This is a genomic window from Bacillus xiamenensis (assembly GCF_001857925.1).
GTDB lineage: Bacteria > Bacillota > Bacilli > Bacillales > Bacillaceae > Bacillus > Bacillus xiamenensis.
Window position 1 is genome coordinate 1,645,999 of sequence record NZ_CP017786.1, and the last position, 18,165, is coordinate 1,664,163.

Genomic DNA, 18,165 nt, shown 5'->3' on the forward strand with positions numbered 1-18,165 from the left:
GTGAGTCACTTTCGTAATCAATTCCAACTTAAATAAAGTTTGAAGTAATGGGAGGAATCTTGTTGAAAAGGCGATTATTACTAATATTTAGCTTGATTGGTGTGTTGGTTCTATTGGCAGGATGTACACAAATCAATGAACCAATTACATCAGATAGTAAGGGATTCTGGAATTCTTATATTGTTTACCCGCTATCTCAATTAATTACGTACATGGCAAACTTGACTGGTGAAAACTATGGTGTAGCGATTATTATCGTGACCATTTTGATCCGTTTGCTCATTTTACCATTAATGATTAAACAGTTAAGAAGTACAAAAGCAATGCAAGCACTGCAGCCAGAATTGAAGAAGCTTCGTGAAAAATATAGCTCAAAAGATCAAAAAACGCAGCAGCAGCTCCAACAGGAAACAATGGCTCTTTTCCAAAAGAATGGTGTAAACCCATTAGCAGGGTGTTTCCCAATTTTGATTCAAATGCCAATCCTCATTGGTTTTTATCATGCGATCATGAGAACAGCTGAAATCAAAAAACATACTTTCTTATGGTTTGACTTAGGTAGTCCAGATCCATTATTCCTATTACCGATTATTGCGGGTGTAGCTACTTTTGTTCAGCAGAAGCTGATGATGGCTGGAAACCCTTCGGACAACCCTCAAATGGCGATTATGCTTTGGGTTATGCCGATCATGATCGTTGTATTTGCCATCAGTTTCCCGGCTGCACTTTCACTGTACTGGGTTGTAGGTAACATTTTCATGATCATTCAAACATTGGTCATTCGAACACCTCAAGTACAAGTTGATACAAAAGAAAAAGCCGGCGGGAATAAAAAATGAAGGAAATAACTGCTGTCGGTCGCACAATCGAAGAAGCAGTAGATTCCGGACTTAAACAAATTCAGCTACTACAAGAAGAAGTAGATATCACAATAGTAGATGAAGGTAACAAAGGCTTTTTAGGATTATTCGGTAAAAGACAAGCTGTTGTCAAATTGGTAGAAAAGAAAGATGCTCTAAAATTAGCCACACAGTATTTGGATAGAATTGTTAAATCAATTGATCCTAAAGCAAAAATTGTGTCGAAAAAAGAATCGAAAAAGATTTCTTTCCACATTGATGGAGACAAAACGTCATTAATGATTGGGAAAAGAGGACAAACGTTGTACTCTTTAGAAACATTGGTACAGTTAGTGTTTAATCGTTATTCCGATCAGTATCATCATATTACGATTGATATTGGAGATTATCGGAAGAAACGTCAAGAAGCACTCGAACAATATGCCATCAAGACGGCAAACCGTGTTTTGAAAACGAAGAGAAAGGTTCATTTAGAGCCTATGCCTTCAAATGAACGAAAAGTCGTTCATGATACGATTGCCGCATTTTCTAAAGAACTCGCTACGGCATCTGAAGATACAGGCAGCAAACGTCATGTTGTTGTGATGTATAAAAAATAGCAGAAAGGCTAAGATTCAGCAAAGCTGGATTTTAGTCTTTTTTTATTGAAAAATACTCTTTCTATAGAAGATTCATCCTCAATTTCTAAAAAATTAGTGTATGAATTGCGTGGAAAATGTTATTTTCCGCAGCTAGTAACGGGATCAAGACGTTTTAATTTATTGGATTTAGGTGTAAGATGTGAAGACAAGTTTAGAACGTCGTTATTCACATGTGGATAAGTTAAGTGTTAAAATAGACAGGGTGCAAAGCTGTGGATAATTAGATGTGGGGCACTTTCGCTTCGCATTCATTTGTGGTATCTTTAAATTTTGGATTAAGCGTTTTTGATATAGAGATGGACAACGTCCATTTAATAGATAAAAGACTGTCTATTAAGCAGAGAAAGAGGTGAACGTTCGGTGGATACAATTGCAGCAATTTCTACGCCAATGGGTGAAGGGGCAATTGCAATTATTCGTTTAAGCGGGCCTGATGCGGTACAGATTGCTGATCGTATGTATAAGGGGCCTAAGGAGAAAAAACTTGTATCGGTGGATTCTCATACCATTCATTATGGTCATATTGTGGATTCGAGTACTGAGCAAGTGATAGAAGAGGTCATGGTGTCTGTTTTAAGAGCGCCAAAAACATTTACGAGAGAAGACGTTATTGAGATTAACTGCCATGGCGGAATTGTGACGGTCAATAAAGTATTGCAGCTTGCTTTAAGAGAAGGAGCAAGGTTAGCGGAGCCAGGTGAGTTTACAAAACGTGCTTTCTTAAATGGGAGGATCGACCTTTCACAAGCAGAGGCAGTAATGGACTTGATTCGTGCAAAGACAGACCGTGCGATGAATGTAGCGATTACTCAAATGGAGGGACGTCTCTCCGGTTTGATTAAACGACTCCGTGGTGAGATATTGGAGACACTTGCCCATGTTGAAGTGAATATTGACTATCCAGAGTATGACGACGTCGAAGAAATGACACATCGAGTCTTAGTTGAAAAGGCAACATCTGTGAAAAAGGAAATTGAATCGCTGCTAATGACTTCGCAGCAAGGGAAAATTCTACGTGAGGGCTTATCCACTGTTATTATCGGAAGGCCGAATGTTGGGAAGTCATCCTTGTTGAATAGTCTTGTACAGGAAACAAAGGCGATTGTGACGGATATTCCTGGAACAACGAGAGATGTCATCGAGGAATATGTGAATGTAAGAGGTGTACCTCTCCGTCTAGTAGATACTGCGGGTATACGTGAGACTGAGGACATAGTTGAGCGTATAGGAGTTGAACGATCAAGACAGGTCTTAAAAGAAGCTGACCTGATTTTACTTGTGCTCAATTATAGTGAGGAATTATCTGAAGAAGATATTAAGCTTTTTGAGGCTGTCTCAGGTATGGATGTCATTGTGATTATAAATAAGACAGATCTTGAGCCTAAACTCGATGTAGAAAAGGTCAAGCAGTTAGCAAAGGATCGTCCAGTCGTGACGACATCGTTATTACAAGAAAAAGGGATTGATGAGCTCGAAATGGCGATTCAATCATTATTCTTCACAGGTTCAATTGAAAGTGGAGATTTAACGTATGTGAGCAATACGAGGCATATTGCGCTCCTTCAGGCAGCAAAACAATCCATTGAGGACGCTCTTGAAGGAATTGAAATGGACGTACCGATCGACATTGTTCAAATAGATTTAACGCGCTGCTGGGAGCAGCTAGGTGAAATTATTGGGGATGCTGTTCATGAAAGCTTAATTGATCAGTTATTCTCTCAATTCTGTTTAGGAAAGTAAAGGGAGGAACATAAGAAATGGGTTATGAAGCTGGCCAATATGATGTAATCGTCGTCGGTGCCGGTCATGCTGGTGTTGAGGCTGCTCTTGCTTCTGCAAGACAGGGCGCCAAAACACTTGTATTGACCATTAATCTCGATATGGTTGCTTTTATGCCATGTAATCCGTCCGTAGGTGGTCCCGCAAAAGGGATTGTTGTCAGAGAAATTGATGCGCTGGGCGGAGAAATGGCACGAAATATAGATAAGACGCATATTCAAATGCGCATGCTGAATACCGGGAAAGGACCTGCTGTCCGTGCGTTAAGAGCGCAAGCAGATAAGTTCCAATATCAGCACGAAATGAAAAAAACAATGGAAAATGAACCAAACCTGACAATGTTGCAAGGTATGGTAGATCATTTAATTGTAGAAGATGATCAATGTAAAGGTGTTGTGACTCAAACAGGCGCGAATTATCGTGCGAAAGCGGTTGTCCTAACGACAGGAACTTTCTTAAAAGGCCGCATTATTTTAGGGGACCTTTCTTATTCAAGCGGTCCTAATAACCAGCAGCCTTCCATTAAATTATCAGATCATCTAGCAGAATTAGGATTCGATTTGGTTCGTTTTAAAACAGGAACACCGCCTCGAGTGAACAGCCACTCGATTGATTATAGTAAGACAGAAATTCAACCAGGTGACGAGGTACCACGTGCGTTTTCCTATGAAACTGTTGAATATATTACAGACCAATTGCCATGCTGGTTAACATACACGAGTTTAGAGACACATCAAATTATTGATGAGAATCTTCACCGTTCTCCAATGTATTCAGGTATGATTAAAGGAACTGGTCCGAGATATTGCCCTTCCATTGAAGATAAGGTGGTTCGTTTTAATGATAAACCGAGACATCAAATTTTCTTAGAGCCAGAGGGCCGTAATACGCAAGAGGTGTATGTTCAAGGCTTATCTACAAGTCTTCCAGAGGATGTACAGCAGCGTATGCTTTCAACCATCCCAGGACTTGAAAATGTACAAATGATGCGGGCGGGTTATGCGATCGAGTATGATGCGATTGTGCCTACACAACTTTGGCCGACACTTGAGACGAAGAAAATTTCCGGTTTATATACGGCCGGCCAAATTAATGGTACGTCTGGTTATGAGGAAGCAGCAGGTCAAGGAATTATGGCAGGGATTAATGCAGGAAGAAAAGCATTGGGTAAAGAAGAAGTCATTTTAAGCCGATCTGATGCATATATCGGTGTTCTCATTGATGACCTTGTCACGAAGGGGACCAATGAACCTTACCGCCTGTTAACCTCTCGCGCAGAGTATCGTTTACTTCTACGTCATGACAATGCTGATTTAAGATTAACTGAACTTGGATATAACATTGGTTTAATTTCTGAAGAAAGATATCAAGCATTCATGCAGAAAAAAGAAGCTATTGAAGCAGAGAAAAAACGTTTATATTCTGTCATCATTAAACCGACAGCAGAAACACAAGAATATATTCGTTCACTTGGCGGAAGTGAATTGAAGGACGGGATTCGTGCAAGTGATTTGATGAAACGTCCAGAGATGAACTATGAATCTGTTGTGAAACTAGCGCCTGCTGAAACACCGCTTCCTGCTGACGTGTGTGAGCAGGTAGAGATTCAAATGAAATACGAAGGTTATATCGAAAAGTCGCTCCAACAAGTTGAAAAGCTGAAAAAGATGGAGAACAAAAAGATTCCGGATCGAATCGATTATGATGCCATCAAAGGGATTGCAACTGAAGCGAAACAAAAGCTGAAAGAAGTCCGACCGCTTTCTGTTGCACAGGCTTCTCGTATTTCAGGCGTTAACCCTGCTGATATTTCTATCCTTTTAGTGTATTTGGAGCAGGGACGTATTGCGAAGATAGCAGAGTAGAAAGGATGTCGGCATGAACATTGATCAATTTACAGCAGCACTAGAGGAGAAAGGGATCACTCTTTCTCCAGTGCAGCTTGAACAATTTGAAACATACTTCCGCATGCTTGTAGAATGGAACGAGAAGATGAATTTAACGTCCATTACAGAAAAGGAAGAAGTGTATTTAAAGCATTTTTATGATTCGATATCAGCAGCATTTTTTATTGATTTTCACAATGTGACAACGATTTGTGATATTGGAGCTGGTGCTGGTTTTCCAAGCATTCCTCTTAAAATTTGTTTCCCTCATCTACATGTGACCATTGTTGATTCTCTTCAGAAACGCATTACGTTTCTCAATGAGTTAGCAAAAGGGTTAAACTTACAAGATACTACTTTTTATCATGATCGTGCGGAAACCTTTGGCCAACGTAAGGACCAGCGTGAAAGCTACGACCTTGTCACTGCTAGAGCGGTTGCGCGTTTATCTGTCTTGAGCGAACTCTGCCTGCCCCTTGTGAAGAAGGACGGATTGTTTGTGGCATTAAAAGCATCTGCAGCTGATGAAGAAATGCAAGCAGGAAAAAAAGCCGTCACTGTCCTTGGAGGAGAGGTTGTTGAAAAGCATTCCTTTGTTCTTCCTTTAGAAGAAAGCGAACGGAACATCATTGTCATTGAAAAGAAAAAGCAAACACCAAAAAAATATCCTAGAAAACCAGGAACACCTAATAAATCACCAATAGAAGGTTGATCATGTAAAAGGTCGGTTTTTCTTCAATATTTAAGATTTTACAGAAGGAAAAAACATGAGAAAATAGAATTATAAAAAGGTAGTTTTTAAAGGTGGTGTAGGTTCATGAAGCATTCACTCTCACGCTTCTTCGGGCTTGGTGACAAAGAACATCCTGAGCATGAAACCGAATTAGAGGCAGAGATTGCTGAGCATGATACATTAAAGGAAGAGATACAGGAGCTCCCGGTCGACACAATTATGCCAAACCGTTTTCAGCCACGCACCATTTTTTCACAAGAAAAAATACAAGAGCTGGCCACGACGATTCATACCCATGGCATTATTCAACCGATTGTTGTTAGACCAACAGAAGAAGAAGGAAAATATGAACTGATCGCCGGCGAAAGACGTTGGAGGGCGGTACAAACTCTTCAATGGGAGAAGATCCCCGCTATTATAAAAGATTTTACTGATACGGAAACGGCATCTGTGGCATTGATTGAAAATTTGCAAAGGGAAGAGCTGTCTGCAATTGAAGAGGCTCATGCTTATGCACGTCTTTTAGAGCTTCATGATTTAACGCAAGAGGCGCTTGCTCAGCGTTTAGGTAAGGGACAATCGACAGTTGCAAACAAATTAAGACTTTTAAAGTTACCTGAAGAGGTACAACAGGCTATTTTGGAGAAGAAAATCTCTGAGAGACATGCACGTTCACTTGTACCCCTAAAGCTGCCAGAATTACAAATCACGCTATTACAGGAAATCATCGAAAAGCAGCTGAATGTGAAACAGACTGAAGAGCGTGTAGTGAAAATGCTTGAACAAAAAACAGATCGCAAACCGAAGCCAAAACGCAAGGCATTTAGCCGTGACACACGAATTGCGATGAATACCATTCGGCAGTCTCTCCACATGGTAGAAGACAGCGGACTTAAAATAAATACCGAGGAAGAAGAATTTGAGGAATATATCCAATTAACCATTCGAATTCCTAAATAGAAAGCAGCTGATGAGATCCACTCGTCAGCTTTTTTTGTATGCCTTACTTCTAAATGCATCATATTTACTTATTATTCATTAATTGGTAAAATGTGATTTTCATAGTAGAAAGGAGGTGACATTTAACTGATGAAGTTGAAAAAGACTATTTTTTCTATTATCTGTTATTTACTATTCTCTTTTTCTCTTTATTCAAATGAAACGACCGTATTTGCTGTGAGTACGTCACCGAGACAGGACGCTCATTCAGATGGTGAAACGATCACGAAGGAAGAACTGAACGTTCTGAAGAAAAAAGGCGTGGTTTCTAAAGATGTGACGGTTCAACAATTAAATCTTGAGCAGGGGTCTCAGGGTGATGCGATCGATGTGATCACGGCTGATGATGCTTTGAAGAATTATGGCTTACGGCAAAACAAACAGGATGAGGTGGTATCTGATGAAAAGCCGCATACTGTTCGCCATCTTTTAGGTAAGCCGTATCCTGGTACCGATATTATGCCTCAAAAAGGGGATATATTGGTGACAAGCACTGGTGCTTTGAATGGTTTAATTGGTCATGCAGGTATCGTCATTAACGAGAAAAACTATGCATCTATTCCTGGGTTTAGACAGCATCCAAATATTGATTCCATCCATAGCTGGTTTCGTTATAGTGCCAATACAAAGGTGATACGGGTCAATCATCAGGAAAAGGCGAGTCTAGCAGGGGATTGGGCGCACGATTATGTGAAAGACCATCCGAAGGCTCGATATTCGATCACAATGTCTATTCAATCGTTGGACCCGACGTATTGTTCAAAGATTGTCTGGCAGGCCTACGCCAAAACAGGTGATGCTGTTGGTCATGCGACATTTACCATTAAGGCGCCCTATGGATTTTTGAAAAAGAAAAACTATAAAACAGTGACCCCTAAAGTCATTGTGAGCGAAGGACGTAAAATTGGCGGGTTACATTTTTGATATGGATCTCCCTCACTTTTAATGAAAGTGAGGGGTTTTTTATGTATATTCATTCCTCTCAAAAAGATATATTAATATATCTTTTGTGTGTATGTTCATTCATCCGTCCATGTACGAAAATAGATATTCACCGACGAATTTATAATGGAGAAACAAAAAAAGCAAACGTTTCATACTTTTTTTGATAGAATAGAAAGTATGAATGAATGAGAAACTTGTTAAGTTGAAAGTGGGTGACATCGTGGGGAAAATCATAGCGATTACCAACCAGAAGGGCGGCGTTGGGAAGACGACGACTTCTGTTAATTTGGGTGCGTGTTTAGCATACATAGGAAAACGAGTGTTGTTAGTTGATATTGATCCGCAGGGCAATGCCACGAGTGGTATTGGGATTGAGAAGGCCGACGTAGAGAAATGTGTGTACGATATTTTAGTTGATGATGCAGATGTACTTGATGTGATTAAGACGACAGAGGTCGAAAATCTTGATGTCATTCCTGCGACAATACAGCTTGCAGGGGCTGAAATTGAGCTTGTGCCTACGATCTCTCGTGAAGTGAGGCTGAAGAGAGCACTTGAATCTGTTAAGCAAAATTATGATTATATGATTATTGACTGTCCGCCATCACTTGGATTACTGACGATTAATGCGTTAACTGCATCCGATTCCGTTTTAATACCGGTTCAGTGTGAATATTATGCGCTTGAAGGATTGAGTCAGCTGTTAAACACAGTTCGTCTTGTGCAGAAACATCTAAATACCGATCTTGCCATTGAAGGTGTCTTGCTGACAATGCTTGATGCAAGAACAAATCTTGGGATTCAGGTTATTGAAGAAGTGAAGAAATACTTTAGAGACAAAGTCTATCAGACCGTCATTCCGAGAAATGTGAGACTGAGTGAAGCGCCTAGTCACGGGAAGCCTATTATCTTGTATGATCCACGTTCAAGAGGTGCAGATGTCTATTTAGACTTAGCAAAGGAAGTGGATGCGAATGGCTAAAGGTCTTGGAAAGGGTATTAACGCACTATTTACCAACGTAGACTCAAATGAAGAAACTGTCGAAGAAATCAAATTAAAGGATTTACGTCCGAATCCGTATCAGCCGAGGAAAACGTTCGACGATGATGCATTGTCTGATCTCAAAGAATCAATTCAGCAGCACGGTGTTTTACAGCCAATTATTGTTCGAAAGTCGATTAAAGGATATGACATTGTAGCAGGAGAGCGACGTTTCAGAGCAGCACAACAAGCTGGCCTGACAACGATTCCTGCGATTGTCAGAGAATTTTCAGAAACGCTGATGAGAGAGATTGCGCTTTTGGAAAACTTACAGCGCGAGGATTTATCTCCTTTAGAGGAAGCGGAAGCCTATGCCTCCTTGCTGGAACATTTAAGTGTGACTCAGGAGGAATTAGCGAAGCGGCTAGGGAAGAGCAGACCGCATATAGCGAACCATCTTCGTCTATTGACATTACCAGAAGAAGTGCAAAAACGAATTGCGGATGGAACGTTATCCATGGGACATGGACGCACATTGCTTAGCTTGAAAAATAAGAAAAAGATTGCGCCTTTGGTAAAGAAAATCGTGGACGAGGGGTTAAATGTACGTCAGGTTGAGAAGCTTGTTCAGCAATTAAATGAAAATGTTCCACGTGAAACAAAGAAAAAAGAAGCACCAAAGGATCGAGTGTTGAAAGAAAGAGAGTCCTTCTTACAAAATTATTTTGGTACTTCAGTGACGATCAAAAAACAGAAGAAAAAAGGGAAAATAGAGATTGAATTTCTCTCAAATGAAGATTTAGAAAGAATTCTTGAATTACTGTCTGCGAGAGAATCATCCGAGTGACCATCTTGATATGAGATGGTCTTTTTTATATTCTCCCAGTGATATTTTGAATAGGACTGAAGAGAGAACGGCTTTTTTCTCTTGTCCAATCCATTTGATCAATGTGAGATAGACTTTCAGAAAGTGTATTGGCCATAGACATGACAAGATGAAGACGTGTATTTTGGAGAACGAAGTATTCCATAAACCCACTCACGTTGACAATCCCATTGATATGAATATCTCCTACCTCCGGGAGCTCCTTTTGCACACCTGCCCCAGGCTTTAACGGTCCTTCTCCAATTTGGAACGAACCTACACTTTTCACTCTTCCTAAGCAGGCATCAACCGCTACGATAAATGGATGTTTATGAGCTTGTTCAATTTCGGCGAGCTTTTCCTTTAAATTGACAGCGTGTACTGGGTCAGAGAGGGTTCCGTATACATGAAGCTTTTTCAAATCGAGACCTGAAAGCTTTGTTCCAACAAGTGGACCTAGAGAGTCGCCAGTTGAGCGGTCTGTTCCAATGCAGACGATGGCAACGGGTCTTTTCCCTGCTTTCTGAAGATGCGAGAATAAAATACTTTTAAGCTGCTGAATGGCATTTGTATCCGTATGGGACACGTATTCTTTCACCCTATTTCTAAAAAAAAGACCGTTCTTGCTATTCATAGGTCTCACTTCCTTGTCATAGTAGTTAGTAACAGTATACGGAAACAAGCTTAATTCTATACCTATGAGGTGATGATTGTGTGGAAGGCTGGTTCAAGGTGGACACTTTTAATATTAGGAAGCTTAATAGGAGCGGGATATGCTTCCGGTCAAGAAATTTGGCAGTTTTTTGGCCTTGATAGTGGACTAGCCATTCTACTGTTTACGCTGATGTTTATGCTGTCTACCTATGTGGTGTTAAAAATTAGCTATGAGGTGCGTGCCGATCACTTTGTGCCAGTGCTAGAGCGGCTTGTAGGTCCATGGCTGGCTAAGGTGTATGACATTTTAATTGTCCTTTATTTATTCACGACCACAACGGTCATGATTGCTGGCGGCGGGGTCACACTTGAGATGTATCATGTGCCATTTTGGATTGGAATCGGAGCGTTTTGTTTCTTTTCATTTATGATTTTTTTCTGGGACGTGAAAGGGCTTTTATCTGTGAACGCTTTCATTATACCAATTTTGGTTGTGGGGCTCATCTATGCGTTTGTTTTTTATTATATGAATCATGATCATATGTGGAGAATTGATTTCGGTCAGCAGTACAATTGGCCTGCCAGTATTGCCTTTGCCTCTTTGAATATATTATCTGTTGTGGCGGTGCTGTCTTCGGTTGGAAAAGAAATGAAGGGGCTTGGAGAAGCCAAGGTTGCGAGTATACTAAGCGGTTTGATTTTTGGCGTCATCTCTTATGTATATAATGAAATACTGGTCGATATTTCTGGCAGTCTTTCAGCAGAGGGAATTCCTTTGTTTACAGTATTAGAGGGGGCGCCAACGTCATTGTTTGTGTTTATGACCATTGTCCTTTGTTTAGCCATTTATACAACAACAGCTGCGGGTTTATTTGGGTTATCCAGCCGGATGCTCTCTTTTGTACGAATGCCTCGATGGTTTATTGTATTCGTTATGCTTCTTTTGATGGCGCCTTTAACCTCGCTAGGATTTGCTGATTTGATTGCTTTTTTGTATCCGATTTATAGCTTGTTAAACCTTTATTTGCTCGTTTGTTTAATGCTGTATCCGATTTTAAGTAAAAAGATATTCTCTCGGTCTAAAAATTATATTGATAAAATAAAATAAGCACCTCTCTTACCAAGAGTAGTGCTTATTTGATCCGAATGGAATCGATGGCTTCTTTGATATCGTCATATACGGGCATGTGCTGAAGACGCTGAAGACGTTCCTCTAATTCTGAGATGGCTTGTCCCTTTAAATGCTGGGATAGATGTTGTTTGACAATGGTTGTCTGGTTCATCATATCTTCTGTTTTCGACAATTGGTACTCCAAGTGCACGCGGGTGTTTGCCAATTCGTCATGCAGCCGCATTTTCAGCAATCGCTTTAAATCCTTTCGCTGTCCCTCTCTGCGCATAGCCTGGATGGCGGCAATTTCTTCAGGAGATTGCGATTGTGCTTGAGGTGCGGACTGATTTTCGAATACAGACATCGAGCGGCGGGCACTCACATTTTGCAGAAAACGCTGGGCGTCACTAGGAGGTTTATTTTGGTTGATCATACGTTGACTCCTTTCTTACCGAATACCCATTTGCATCGCAAGGCGTCGATCTGCCTTGGCATAGTCATCACCCATTGTGTACATATGTCTTGAAAGGGTAGAAAGTTCTTGTTCATAGTCTCTCAGGGTGTACAAGGCATTCAGTTGTTTTTCATGTGAATAAAAGGATGAATGGTGCTGCTCCATCCTGACTTCTTCTAACAGTGATTCTACATCGCTATGACTTAATAGATCATAGTGGCCAAAGCCAACAAGGCCTTTGAGCTCTTGTTTTACATGATGGACAGCGTCTTTTACACTTTCATCGATCCCATCTATTTTTTCAAATATCGTTTGCACCTCATGATCAATAATGCTTTGTAGGTCATACGATGAATTTTTTAGTAAATGGGATTTTATGATAATTTCAAGCCCGTTTTGTGCATATGCACGGCCTGAATGGATTTCTTGCAAAAGCATGGTCGTAAAGCTTGTATTGTGATCAAGCTGTTCATCTAAAATACGAGCAGCTCCATTCGAATGGAATGAATACCCATTTACCTTGAAATCTCCTGATACGAGAGCTAAAAATGCATTTGTATCAAATGATGGGTTCCATTCTATATTCATAGACGCAAAAGCTGATTTTAAAAAGGTGTCCATTTCTCTTTTGTTATATTGATTGGAGTCTTGGACTGTGCCTTGGTCCCGAGGCGGTACAGTGTACTTCACTTGTCCAATCCCATGATCGTGGCGATTAAGTAAACCTACGTAATGATTGGGTTGAATATATTCCGTGAGAACATGAGTATATTTTCCTTGCAGCGCCTGTTGCTGAATCATTGGAGACAGGCTGCTCCATATATTTGGGCTATCAAATGTGATCGCTTTTTTGACAGCTGGCTGTTCTGTCGCAATATAAGCACAAACAGCACCGGCAAGAGCTTGTCCAGTGAGATAGATGGCTGCATTTGGGTGCTTCTGACAGACTTGCTCAATGTATTCTTTTCCTTTAAAAAAGACATGATCTTGATTCCCAGCCAAGGACTTCCTTTCAATGGGATAGACATAATCCGTTTTGAGCAATGAAAGGGCGGCCGTGTGAACATCTTGTGAGGATGTGACCTTCATTTGCTTTGGCAGCGGACAGTGAAAAGCGACAATATATTCATCTGAACGCTCATGCTGCATTGTTAAACCATATAATTGATGATCGATTTGTAGAAAATCGTGGACAGTGAGCGTTTGCTGACCTATTTCTATCGTATGGTGCTGCTGGTAATTGTCTGCGTTTCCAGCATGATCGGATATGATTTTATATTCTTTATCGGTTAATCTATCCTTTCGATTGACCATCGTACCTGCTCCCTCACATAACATTTATGGAGATATCATAAATCAAAAAATATGGAAAAACCACAGCGTTCTACCAATAAAAACCTTTTGACCTACAGTGTTTGTGACAATATTGAAAAAAAGCGGAGTTTAAGTAACTATTGGTCACAAATAAAATGATCTAAAAGGAGTATTTTTTTTATAAAAAAAGAACGGGACTGACGCAAGAAAGTATCTCTTTATTTTGTTCATTGCTCTCCGTCACCGTTTTTTTGTACAATAGATTCAATGAAGTGAGCAAGAGAGGTGAAGGCTGATGGCAGACAAAGCATTTGGGTTACATGACGTCGTTGAAATGAAAAAACCCCATCCATGTGGTGCCAATCGGTGGAAAGTCATTCGTTTGGGCATGGATATTCGCATTAAGTGCGAAGGGTGCGGGCACAGCGTGATGATCCCAAGAAGAGATTTTGAACGAAAAATGAAAAAAATTCTCGTCAAGCATGAAGAGCCGACTGCTTAAGTAGGCCTCATGCTTTTTTTGATTAAATTTGTCTTTTGTATAGAGAAAAAGATGCAATATTCCGTTTTAAAGTTCTGATTTAGTCTTTTTGGTGATGTTTCTACTATTGAAAATGCATAACGGTTAGCTTGTCTTTTCATGTAAACCTACTTATAATTGCTCTAGGTTCATATTACGCAGTATAACGAGCACGTTTCATATAGAGGAGATGAAAGAATGGCTTTAACAGCTGGTATTGTTGGCTTACCTAACGTCGGGAAGTCAACGCTATTTAATGCAATTACACAGGCTGGAGCGGAGTCTGCTAACTATCCGTTCTGTACCATTGATCCAAACGTCGGAATTGTAGAAGTTCCAGACGAACGTTTACAAAAGCTGACAGAATTGGTGCGGCCGAAAAAGACAGTTCCGACTGCTTTTGAATTCACTGATATTGCTGGTATTGTCAAAGGTGCCTCTAAAGGTGAAGGGTTAGGAAATAAATTCCTTTCTCATATCCGCCAAGTAGATGCGATCTGTCATGTGGTAAGAGCTTTTGCCGATGATAACATTACACACGTATCAGGTAAGGTTGACCCAGTATCAGATATTGAAACGATTAATTTAGAATTGATTTTGGCTGATCTAGAAACGGTTGAAAAGCGATTAACTCGTGTGAGTAAGCTTGCGAAACAAAAGGACAAGGAAGCTGTAGCTGAATTTGAGATTTTGACGAAGCTAAAGGACGCGTTTGAAGCTGGGAAATCTGCAAGATCTGTAGAATTTACAGATGAGCAGCAAAAGCTTGTGAAACAGCTTCATTTACTAACGTCTAAACCCATTCTTTATGTAGCAAATGTGAGTGAGGATGAAGTTGCGGATCAGGACGGTAATGAATATGTGCAGCAAATTCGTGAGTTTGCCTCTGGCGAAAATGCTGAAGTGATCGTTGTTTGTGCTAAGATCGAGTCTGAAATTGCAGAGCTTGAAGGAGAAGAGAAGCAGATGTTCCTTGAAGAACTCGGCATCAAAGAATCAGGACTAGATCAGCTGATTAAAGCGTCTTATTCACTTCTAGGCTTAGCTACGTATTTCACAGCAGGTGAGCAGGAAGTACGTGCCTGGACATTTAAAAAAGGAATGAAGGCACCAGAATGTGCTGGAATTATTCACACGGACTTTGAGCGTGGATTTATTCGTGCTGAAACGGTTGCTTATGAGGATTTACTAGCTGGCGGAAGCATGTCTGCTGCGAAAGAGGCAGGGAAAGTTCGTTTAGAAGGTAAAGAATACGAAGTGAAAGATGGAGACGTCATTCATTTCCGTTTTAACGTATAGGTTCTTGTCATAGACCAAGTGATTTGTTATAATATACAATTGTGAGTAATATAATTTATTGCTCCTTGCCCGTTTAGGGCCGCTTAGACCAAAAGGAGGTGCAATCAGATGAGAAAGTACGAAGTTATGTACATCATCCGCCCAACAGTTGACGATGAGGCTAAAAAAGCAGTTATCGAGCGTTTCAATAACGTGTTAACTTCTAACGGTGCGGAGATCACTGGAACAAAGGATTGGGGTAAACGTCGTCTTGCATACGAAATCAACGATTTCCGTGACGGTTTCTACCAAATCGTAAACGTTCAATCTGACGCTGCAGCAGTTCAAGAATTTGACCGCTTAGCTAAGATCAGTGACGATATCATTCGCCACATTGTTGTGAAAGAAGAAGAATAAATCATTGAAATATATATCTAAAGGTGGTCTTTCAATATGCTAAACCGTGTTGTATTGGTCGGAAGACTAACAAAAGACCCTGAGCTTCGCTACACGCCTAATGGTGCGGCTGTAGCCACGTTTACTCTAGCGGTGAATCGTACGTTTACGAATCAATCTGGAGAGCGTGAAGCCGATTTCATTAACTGTGTTACTTGGAGAAGACAAGCCGAGAATGTGGCTAACTTCTTGAAAAAAGGAAGTCTTGCCGGTGTAGACGGTCGCTTGCAGACAAGAAACTATGAAAACCAGCAAGGACAGCGTGTCTTCGTGACAGAAGTTCAAGCTGAAAGTGTTCAATTTCTTGAGCCGAAAAGTGGCGGTGCTGGTTCAGGTGGATACAGCGGCGGTGGCAATAGCGGAGGCCAGTATTATGGCGGCAGCCAAAACGATCAGAATCCATTTGGAAATGAACCAAATCAAAGTCCATATGGCAATCAAAACAACCAAAATCGTAATCAGGGGAATAGCTTCAATGATGACCCATTTGCGAATGACGGTAAACCGATTGACATCTCCGATGATGATTTGCCATTCTAATTGAACTGAAAAAATAACTAAAGGAAAGGTGTGAAAACAAATGGCAGGTGGACGCAGAGGCGGTCGTGCGAAACGTCGTAAAGTATGTTTCTTTACTTCTAACGGTATCACGCACATCGATTACAAAGATGTTGATCTTCTTAGAAAGTTTGTTTCTGAGCGTGGTAAAATTTTACCTCGTCGTGTAACAGGAACTAGCGCTAAGTATCAACGTAAATTGACTTTAGCGATCAAAAGATCACGTCAAATGGCATTACTTCCATACGTGACTGGTGAGTAAGTCGTTGACTTAAAAGCGAAGAGCCTTGAGCTCTTCGCTTTTTTTATTAAATAAAATAGATCAAAAGAAAAGCAGGTTTGCTATTTGTATAGTGACCCTGTTTTTTTAAAAAGAAAAACAAAAATCGTTGACATTTATTTAAAAACATCATATCCTTAATTCGAGATAAATATATTTTTTTGGTTTAATATCTCGAATTCGAGATAATATAAAGGCATCAGTTAAGACATAATGAATAGAGTTACTTGTATTAGGAGGTCATTAGAGGTGAAGAAAACAGAAGGAATTCACCATATTACAGCCATCGTGGGTCATCCTCAGGAGAACGTTGATTTTTATGCAGGTGTTTTAGGTCTCCGTCTTGTGAAGAAGACCGTGAATTTTGATGATCCTGGCACCTATCATTTATATTTTGGGAATGAAGAGGGATCTCCAGGTACCATTATTACGTTTTTCCCTTGGCCAGGCGCACAAAAGGGACAAATTGGAGCAGGCCAAGTCGGTGTGACAACCTATGTCGTACCGACAGGCGCGTTCTCTTTCTGGAAGGAACGTCTTGAGCAGTTTGATGTTTCTTATCAAACGGTTGAACGCTTTGGTGAGGTCTTTCTCTCATTTGAAGATCCGCACGGCTTGTTGATTGAGCTTGTAGAGCGTGAGGAAGGAAAGCCAAATGAGTGGACATTTAATGGGGTCACTCCAGATGCAGCGATTAAAGGGTTTGGGGGAGCTATTTTATTCACATCACAGCCGGAGCAAACAATGCAGCTGTTAGAGCAAACGATGGGGCTTGAACGAGTCGGCGAAGATGAGGATTATGTGAGATTCCGTTCGTTCGGTGATATTGGGAATGTTATTGATGTGAAAAAGACACCTGTTGCACGAGGCCGTATGGGCGTGGGTGTTGTACATCATATTGCGTGGAGAGCAACAGATGATCAGGATCAATTAGATTGGCAAAGACATATTGCGCAAAGCGGGTACCAAGTGACACCTGTGCAAGACCGAAATTACTTCAATTCCATTTATTTTCGAGAGCTTGGCGGCATATTATTTGAGATTGCGACCGATCCCCCAGGTTTTGCACATGATGAATCTGTGGAAACAATGGGTGAAGCGTTGAAACTGCCGCCGCAATATGAGGAGCAGCGCAGTCAGATTGAACAAATTGTGCTTCCGATTGAGGTAAGAGAAATAAAAGGGAAAGGAGATTCATGATGAAGCATCTTTTTCAAAAAGGAAAGAATGAACAAAAATCGGTCCTGCTCCTGCTGCATGGAACTGGCGGGACAGAACATGATTTATTGCCGCTTGCAGAGGTGGTAGATCCTGACGCATCTGTTCTTAGTGTAAGAGGAAATGTGTTAGAAAACGGCATGCCGCGCTTTTTCAGGCGTTTGGCAGAGGGTGTTTTTGATGAGCAAGATTTAATTGAGCGTACAGAGGAATTATATACATTTATCGGGGAAGCAGCAGATAAGTATGCATTTGATCGTCACAATGTTGTAGCCATCGGCTATTCAAACGGGGCGAATATTGCTGGAAGTCTGTTATTCCATTACGGAGATGCGTTGAAAGGAGCGATCCTGCATCATCCAATGGTCCCAAGACGAGGGGTTTCATTACCTTCATTAGCGGGGAAACAAGTCTTTATAGCAGCTGGTGAAAATGATCCAATGTGCCGTCCTGAGGAATCTCAGGAACTGGAGCAACTGCTTCAGGAGGCGGGAGCATCCGTAACGCTTCATTGGGAAAATCGTGGACATCAGCTAACGAGAGAAGAAGTCGATGCTGCGGCATTGTGGTATCGTCGTCAATTTAAATAAGGTGGGGAATACAGGTGGGATTTTTACAGAAGCTTTTTGGGC

20 protein-coding genes are annotated in these 18,165 nt (G+C 40.8%); 17 read left to right on the forward strand and 3 right to left on the reverse strand.

Annotated elements, in window-relative coordinates; all coding sequences use genetic code 11:
• The first annotated feature begins 56 nt into the window (after positions 1-56).
• The 9 genes from spoIIIJ (at position 57) to BK049_RS08350 (ending at position 9,672) form a co-directional block, all read left to right on the forward strand.
• Positions 57-839: a YidC family membrane integrase SpoIIIJ gene (gene spoIIIJ / locus BK049_RS08310; protein ID WP_145939430.1), complete on the forward strand. Its 783-nt coding sequence runs from the start codon at positions 57-59 to the stop codon at positions 837-839.
• Positions 836-1,459 carry an RNA-binding cell elongation regulator Jag/EloR gene (jag, locus tag BK049_RS08315; RefSeq protein WP_008360902.1) on the forward strand — a complete coding sequence of 208 codons (624 nt, stop codon included), beginning with the start codon at positions 836-838 and terminating at the stop codon, positions 1,457-1,459. The genes spoIIIJ and jag overlap by 4 nt, the downstream gene beginning before the upstream one ends.
• 402 nt (positions 1,460-1,861) lie before the next feature.
• Positions 1,862-3,241: a tRNA uridine-5-carboxymethylaminomethyl(34) synthesis GTPase MnmE gene (gene mnmE / locus BK049_RS08320; protein WP_008360900.1), complete on the forward strand. Its 1,380-nt coding sequence runs from the start codon at positions 1,862-1,864 to the stop codon at positions 3,239-3,241.
• Between the two features lie 17 nt (positions 3,242-3,258).
• Positions 3,259-5,145 (forward strand): tRNA uridine-5-carboxymethylaminomethyl(34) synthesis enzyme MnmG, encoded by a 1,887-nt coding sequence (gene mnmG, locus BK049_RS08325; RefSeq protein ID WP_008360898.1) that lies wholly within the window; start codon positions 3,259-3,261, stop codon positions 5,143-5,145.
• A 13-nt stretch (positions 5,146-5,158) separates the two neighbouring features.
• The gene (rsmG, locus tag BK049_RS08330; RefSeq protein WP_008360895.1) at positions 5,159-5,878 is read left to right on the forward strand and encodes a 16S rRNA (guanine(527)-N(7))-methyltransferase RsmG; all 720 of its coding nucleotides are present in this window, start codon (positions 5,159-5,161) and stop codon (positions 5,876-5,878) included.
• A 105-nt stretch (positions 5,879-5,983) separates the two neighbouring features.
• Positions 5,984-6,859, forward strand: a complete 876-nt coding sequence (noc, locus tag BK049_RS08335; protein ID WP_008360893.1) for a nucleoid occlusion protein — start codon at positions 5,984-5,986, stop codon at positions 6,857-6,859.
• Between the two features lie 129 nt (positions 6,860-6,988).
• Positions 6,989-7,822 (forward strand): C40 family peptidase, encoded by an 834-nt coding sequence (locus tag BK049_RS08340; RefSeq protein WP_008360891.1) that lies wholly within the window; start codon positions 6,989-6,991, stop codon positions 7,820-7,822.
• Positions 7,823-8,063: 241 nt separating this feature from the next.
• Complete coding sequence (gene soj / locus BK049_RS08345) at positions 8,064-8,825, forward strand: sporulation initiation inhibitor protein Soj (RefSeq protein WP_008360890.1); 762 nt, start codon at positions 8,064-8,066, stop codon at positions 8,823-8,825.
• The gene (locus BK049_RS08350; protein WP_008360886.1) at positions 8,818-9,672 is read left to right on the forward strand and encodes a ParB/RepB/Spo0J family partition protein; all 855 of its coding nucleotides are present in this window, start codon (positions 8,818-8,820) and stop codon (positions 9,670-9,672) included. The genes soj and BK049_RS08350 overlap by 8 nt, the downstream gene beginning before the upstream one ends.
• A gap of 25 nt (positions 9,673-9,697) precedes the next feature.
• On the opposite strand, the gene yyaC is transcribed toward BK049_RS08350, so the two are convergent.
• Positions 9,698-10,324, reverse strand: coding sequence for a spore protease YyaC (gene yyaC / locus BK049_RS08355; RefSeq protein WP_008359093.1), 627 nt, complete (start codon positions 10,322-10,324; stop codon positions 9,698-9,700).
• 72 nt (positions 10,325-10,396) lie between these two features.
• Between yyaC and BK049_RS08360 the strand changes: the two genes are divergently transcribed.
• Positions 10,397-11,452, forward strand: coding sequence for a YkvI family membrane protein (locus tag BK049_RS08360; RefSeq protein ID WP_083381103.1), 1,056 nt, complete (start codon positions 10,397-10,399; stop codon positions 11,450-11,452).
• A gap of 25 nt (positions 11,453-11,477) precedes the next feature.
• Here BK049_RS08360 and BK049_RS08365 read toward each other — a convergent pair whose 3' ends face one another.
• Positions 11,478-11,888, reverse strand: a complete 411-nt coding sequence (locus BK049_RS08365) for a hypothetical protein (RefSeq protein WP_008359097.1) — start codon at positions 11,886-11,888, stop codon at positions 11,478-11,480.
• A 15-nt stretch (positions 11,889-11,903) separates the two neighbouring features.
• Complete coding sequence (locus BK049_RS08370; protein WP_071168275.1) at positions 11,904-13,223, reverse strand: hydrolase; 1,320 nt, start codon at positions 13,221-13,223, stop codon at positions 11,904-11,906.
• Between the two features lie 295 nt (positions 13,224-13,518).
• Between BK049_RS08370 and BK049_RS08375 the strand changes: the two genes are divergently transcribed.
• From BK049_RS08375 to BK049_RS08405, 7 genes are all read left to right on the forward strand, one after another.
• On the forward strand, positions 13,519-13,725 hold the full coding sequence (locus tag BK049_RS08375; RefSeq protein WP_008347561.1) for a DUF951 domain-containing protein: 207 nt from the start codon (positions 13,519-13,521) through the stop codon (positions 13,723-13,725).
• 216 nt (positions 13,726-13,941) lie between these two features.
• Positions 13,942-15,042: a redox-regulated ATPase YchF gene (gene ychF, locus BK049_RS08380; protein ID WP_008359102.1), complete on the forward strand. Its 1,101-nt coding sequence runs from the start codon at positions 13,942-13,944 to the stop codon at positions 15,040-15,042.
• 108 nt (positions 15,043-15,150) lie between these two features.
• Positions 15,151-15,438: a 30S ribosomal protein S6 gene (gene rpsF, locus BK049_RS08385; RefSeq protein WP_008359103.1), complete on the forward strand. Its 288-nt coding sequence runs from the start codon at positions 15,151-15,153 to the stop codon at positions 15,436-15,438.
• Positions 15,439-15,474: 36 nt separating this feature from the next.
• Positions 15,475-16,017, forward strand: a complete 543-nt coding sequence (gene ssbA, locus BK049_RS08390) for a single-stranded DNA-binding protein SsbA (RefSeq protein WP_008359104.1) — start codon at positions 15,475-15,477, stop codon at positions 16,015-16,017.
• A 40-nt stretch (positions 16,018-16,057) separates the two neighbouring features.
• Positions 16,058-16,297, forward strand: a complete 240-nt coding sequence (gene rpsR, locus BK049_RS08395; RefSeq protein ID WP_008359105.1) for a 30S ribosomal protein S18 — start codon at positions 16,058-16,060, stop codon at positions 16,295-16,297.
• 231 nt (positions 16,298-16,528) lie between these two features.
• On the forward strand, positions 16,529-17,515 hold the full coding sequence (locus tag BK049_RS08400; protein WP_071168276.1) for a ring-cleaving dioxygenase: 987 nt from the start codon (positions 16,529-16,531) through the stop codon (positions 17,513-17,515).
• Complete coding sequence (locus BK049_RS08405) at positions 17,512-18,123, forward strand: alpha/beta hydrolase (protein WP_071168277.1); 612 nt, start codon at positions 17,512-17,514, stop codon at positions 18,121-18,123. Before BK049_RS08400 ends, BK049_RS08405 begins: the two co-directional genes overlap by 4 nt.
• Positions 18,124-18,165: the final 42 nt, after the last annotated feature.

Bases quoted from the DNA above. Each gene is read 5' to 3' on its own strand.
- mnmG (WP_008360898.1), top strand. From the start codon at position 3,259: ATGGGTTATGAAGCTGGCCAATATGATGTAATCGTCGTCGGTGCCGGT.
- BK049_RS08365 (WP_008359097.1), bottom strand. From the start codon at position 11,888: ATGATCAACCAAAATAAACCTCCTAGTGACGCCCAGCGTTTTCTGCAA.
- noc (WP_008360893.1), top strand. From the start codon at position 5,984: ATGAAGCATTCACTCTCACGCTTCTTCGGGCTTGGTGACAAAGAACAT.
- ychF (WP_008359102.1), top strand. From the start codon at position 13,942: ATGGCTTTAACAGCTGGTATTGTTGGCTTACCTAACGTCGGGAAGTCA.
- BK049_RS08375 (WP_008347561.1), top strand. From the start codon at position 13,519: ATGGCAGACAAAGCATTTGGGTTACATGACGTCGTTGAAATGAAAAAA.
- rpsR (WP_008359105.1), top strand. From the start codon at position 16,058: ATGGCAGGTGGACGCAGAGGCGGTCGTGCGAAACGTCGTAAAGTATGT.
- BK049_RS08405 (WP_071168277.1), top strand. From the start codon at position 17,512: ATGATGAAGCATCTTTTTCAAAAAGGAAAGAATGAACAAAAATCGGTC.
- BK049_RS08360 (WP_083381103.1), top strand. From the start codon at position 10,397: ATGATTGTGTGGAAGGCTGGTTCAAGGTGGACACTTTTAATATTAGGA.
- rsmG (WP_008360895.1), top strand. From the start codon at position 5,159: ATGAACATTGATCAATTTACAGCAGCACTAGAGGAGAAAGGGATCACT.
- yyaC (WP_008359093.1), bottom strand. From the start codon at position 10,324: ATGAATAGCAAGAACGGTCTTTTTTTTAGAAATAGGGTGAAAGAATAC.
- BK049_RS08340 (WP_008360891.1), top strand. From the start codon at position 6,989: ATGAAGTTGAAAAAGACTATTTTTTCTATTATCTGTTATTTACTATTC.
- ssbA (WP_008359104.1), top strand. From the start codon at position 15,475: ATGCTAAACCGTGTTGTATTGGTCGGAAGACTAACAAAAGACCCTGAG.
- BK049_RS08370 (WP_071168275.1), bottom strand. From the start codon at position 13,223: ATGGTCAATCGAAAGGATAGATTAACCGATAAAGAATATAAAATCATA.
- jag (WP_008360902.1), top strand. From the start codon at position 836: ATGAAGGAAATAACTGCTGTCGGTCGCACAATCGAAGAAGCAGTAGAT.
- BK049_RS08350 (WP_008360886.1), top strand. From the start codon at position 8,818: ATGGCTAAAGGTCTTGGAAAGGGTATTAACGCACTATTTACCAACGTA.
- rpsF (WP_008359103.1), top strand. From the start codon at position 15,151: ATGAGAAAGTACGAAGTTATGTACATCATCCGCCCAACAGTTGACGAT.
- BK049_RS08400 (WP_071168276.1), top strand. From the start codon at position 16,529: ATGAATAGAGTTACTTGTATTAGGAGGTCATTAGAGGTGAAGAAAACA.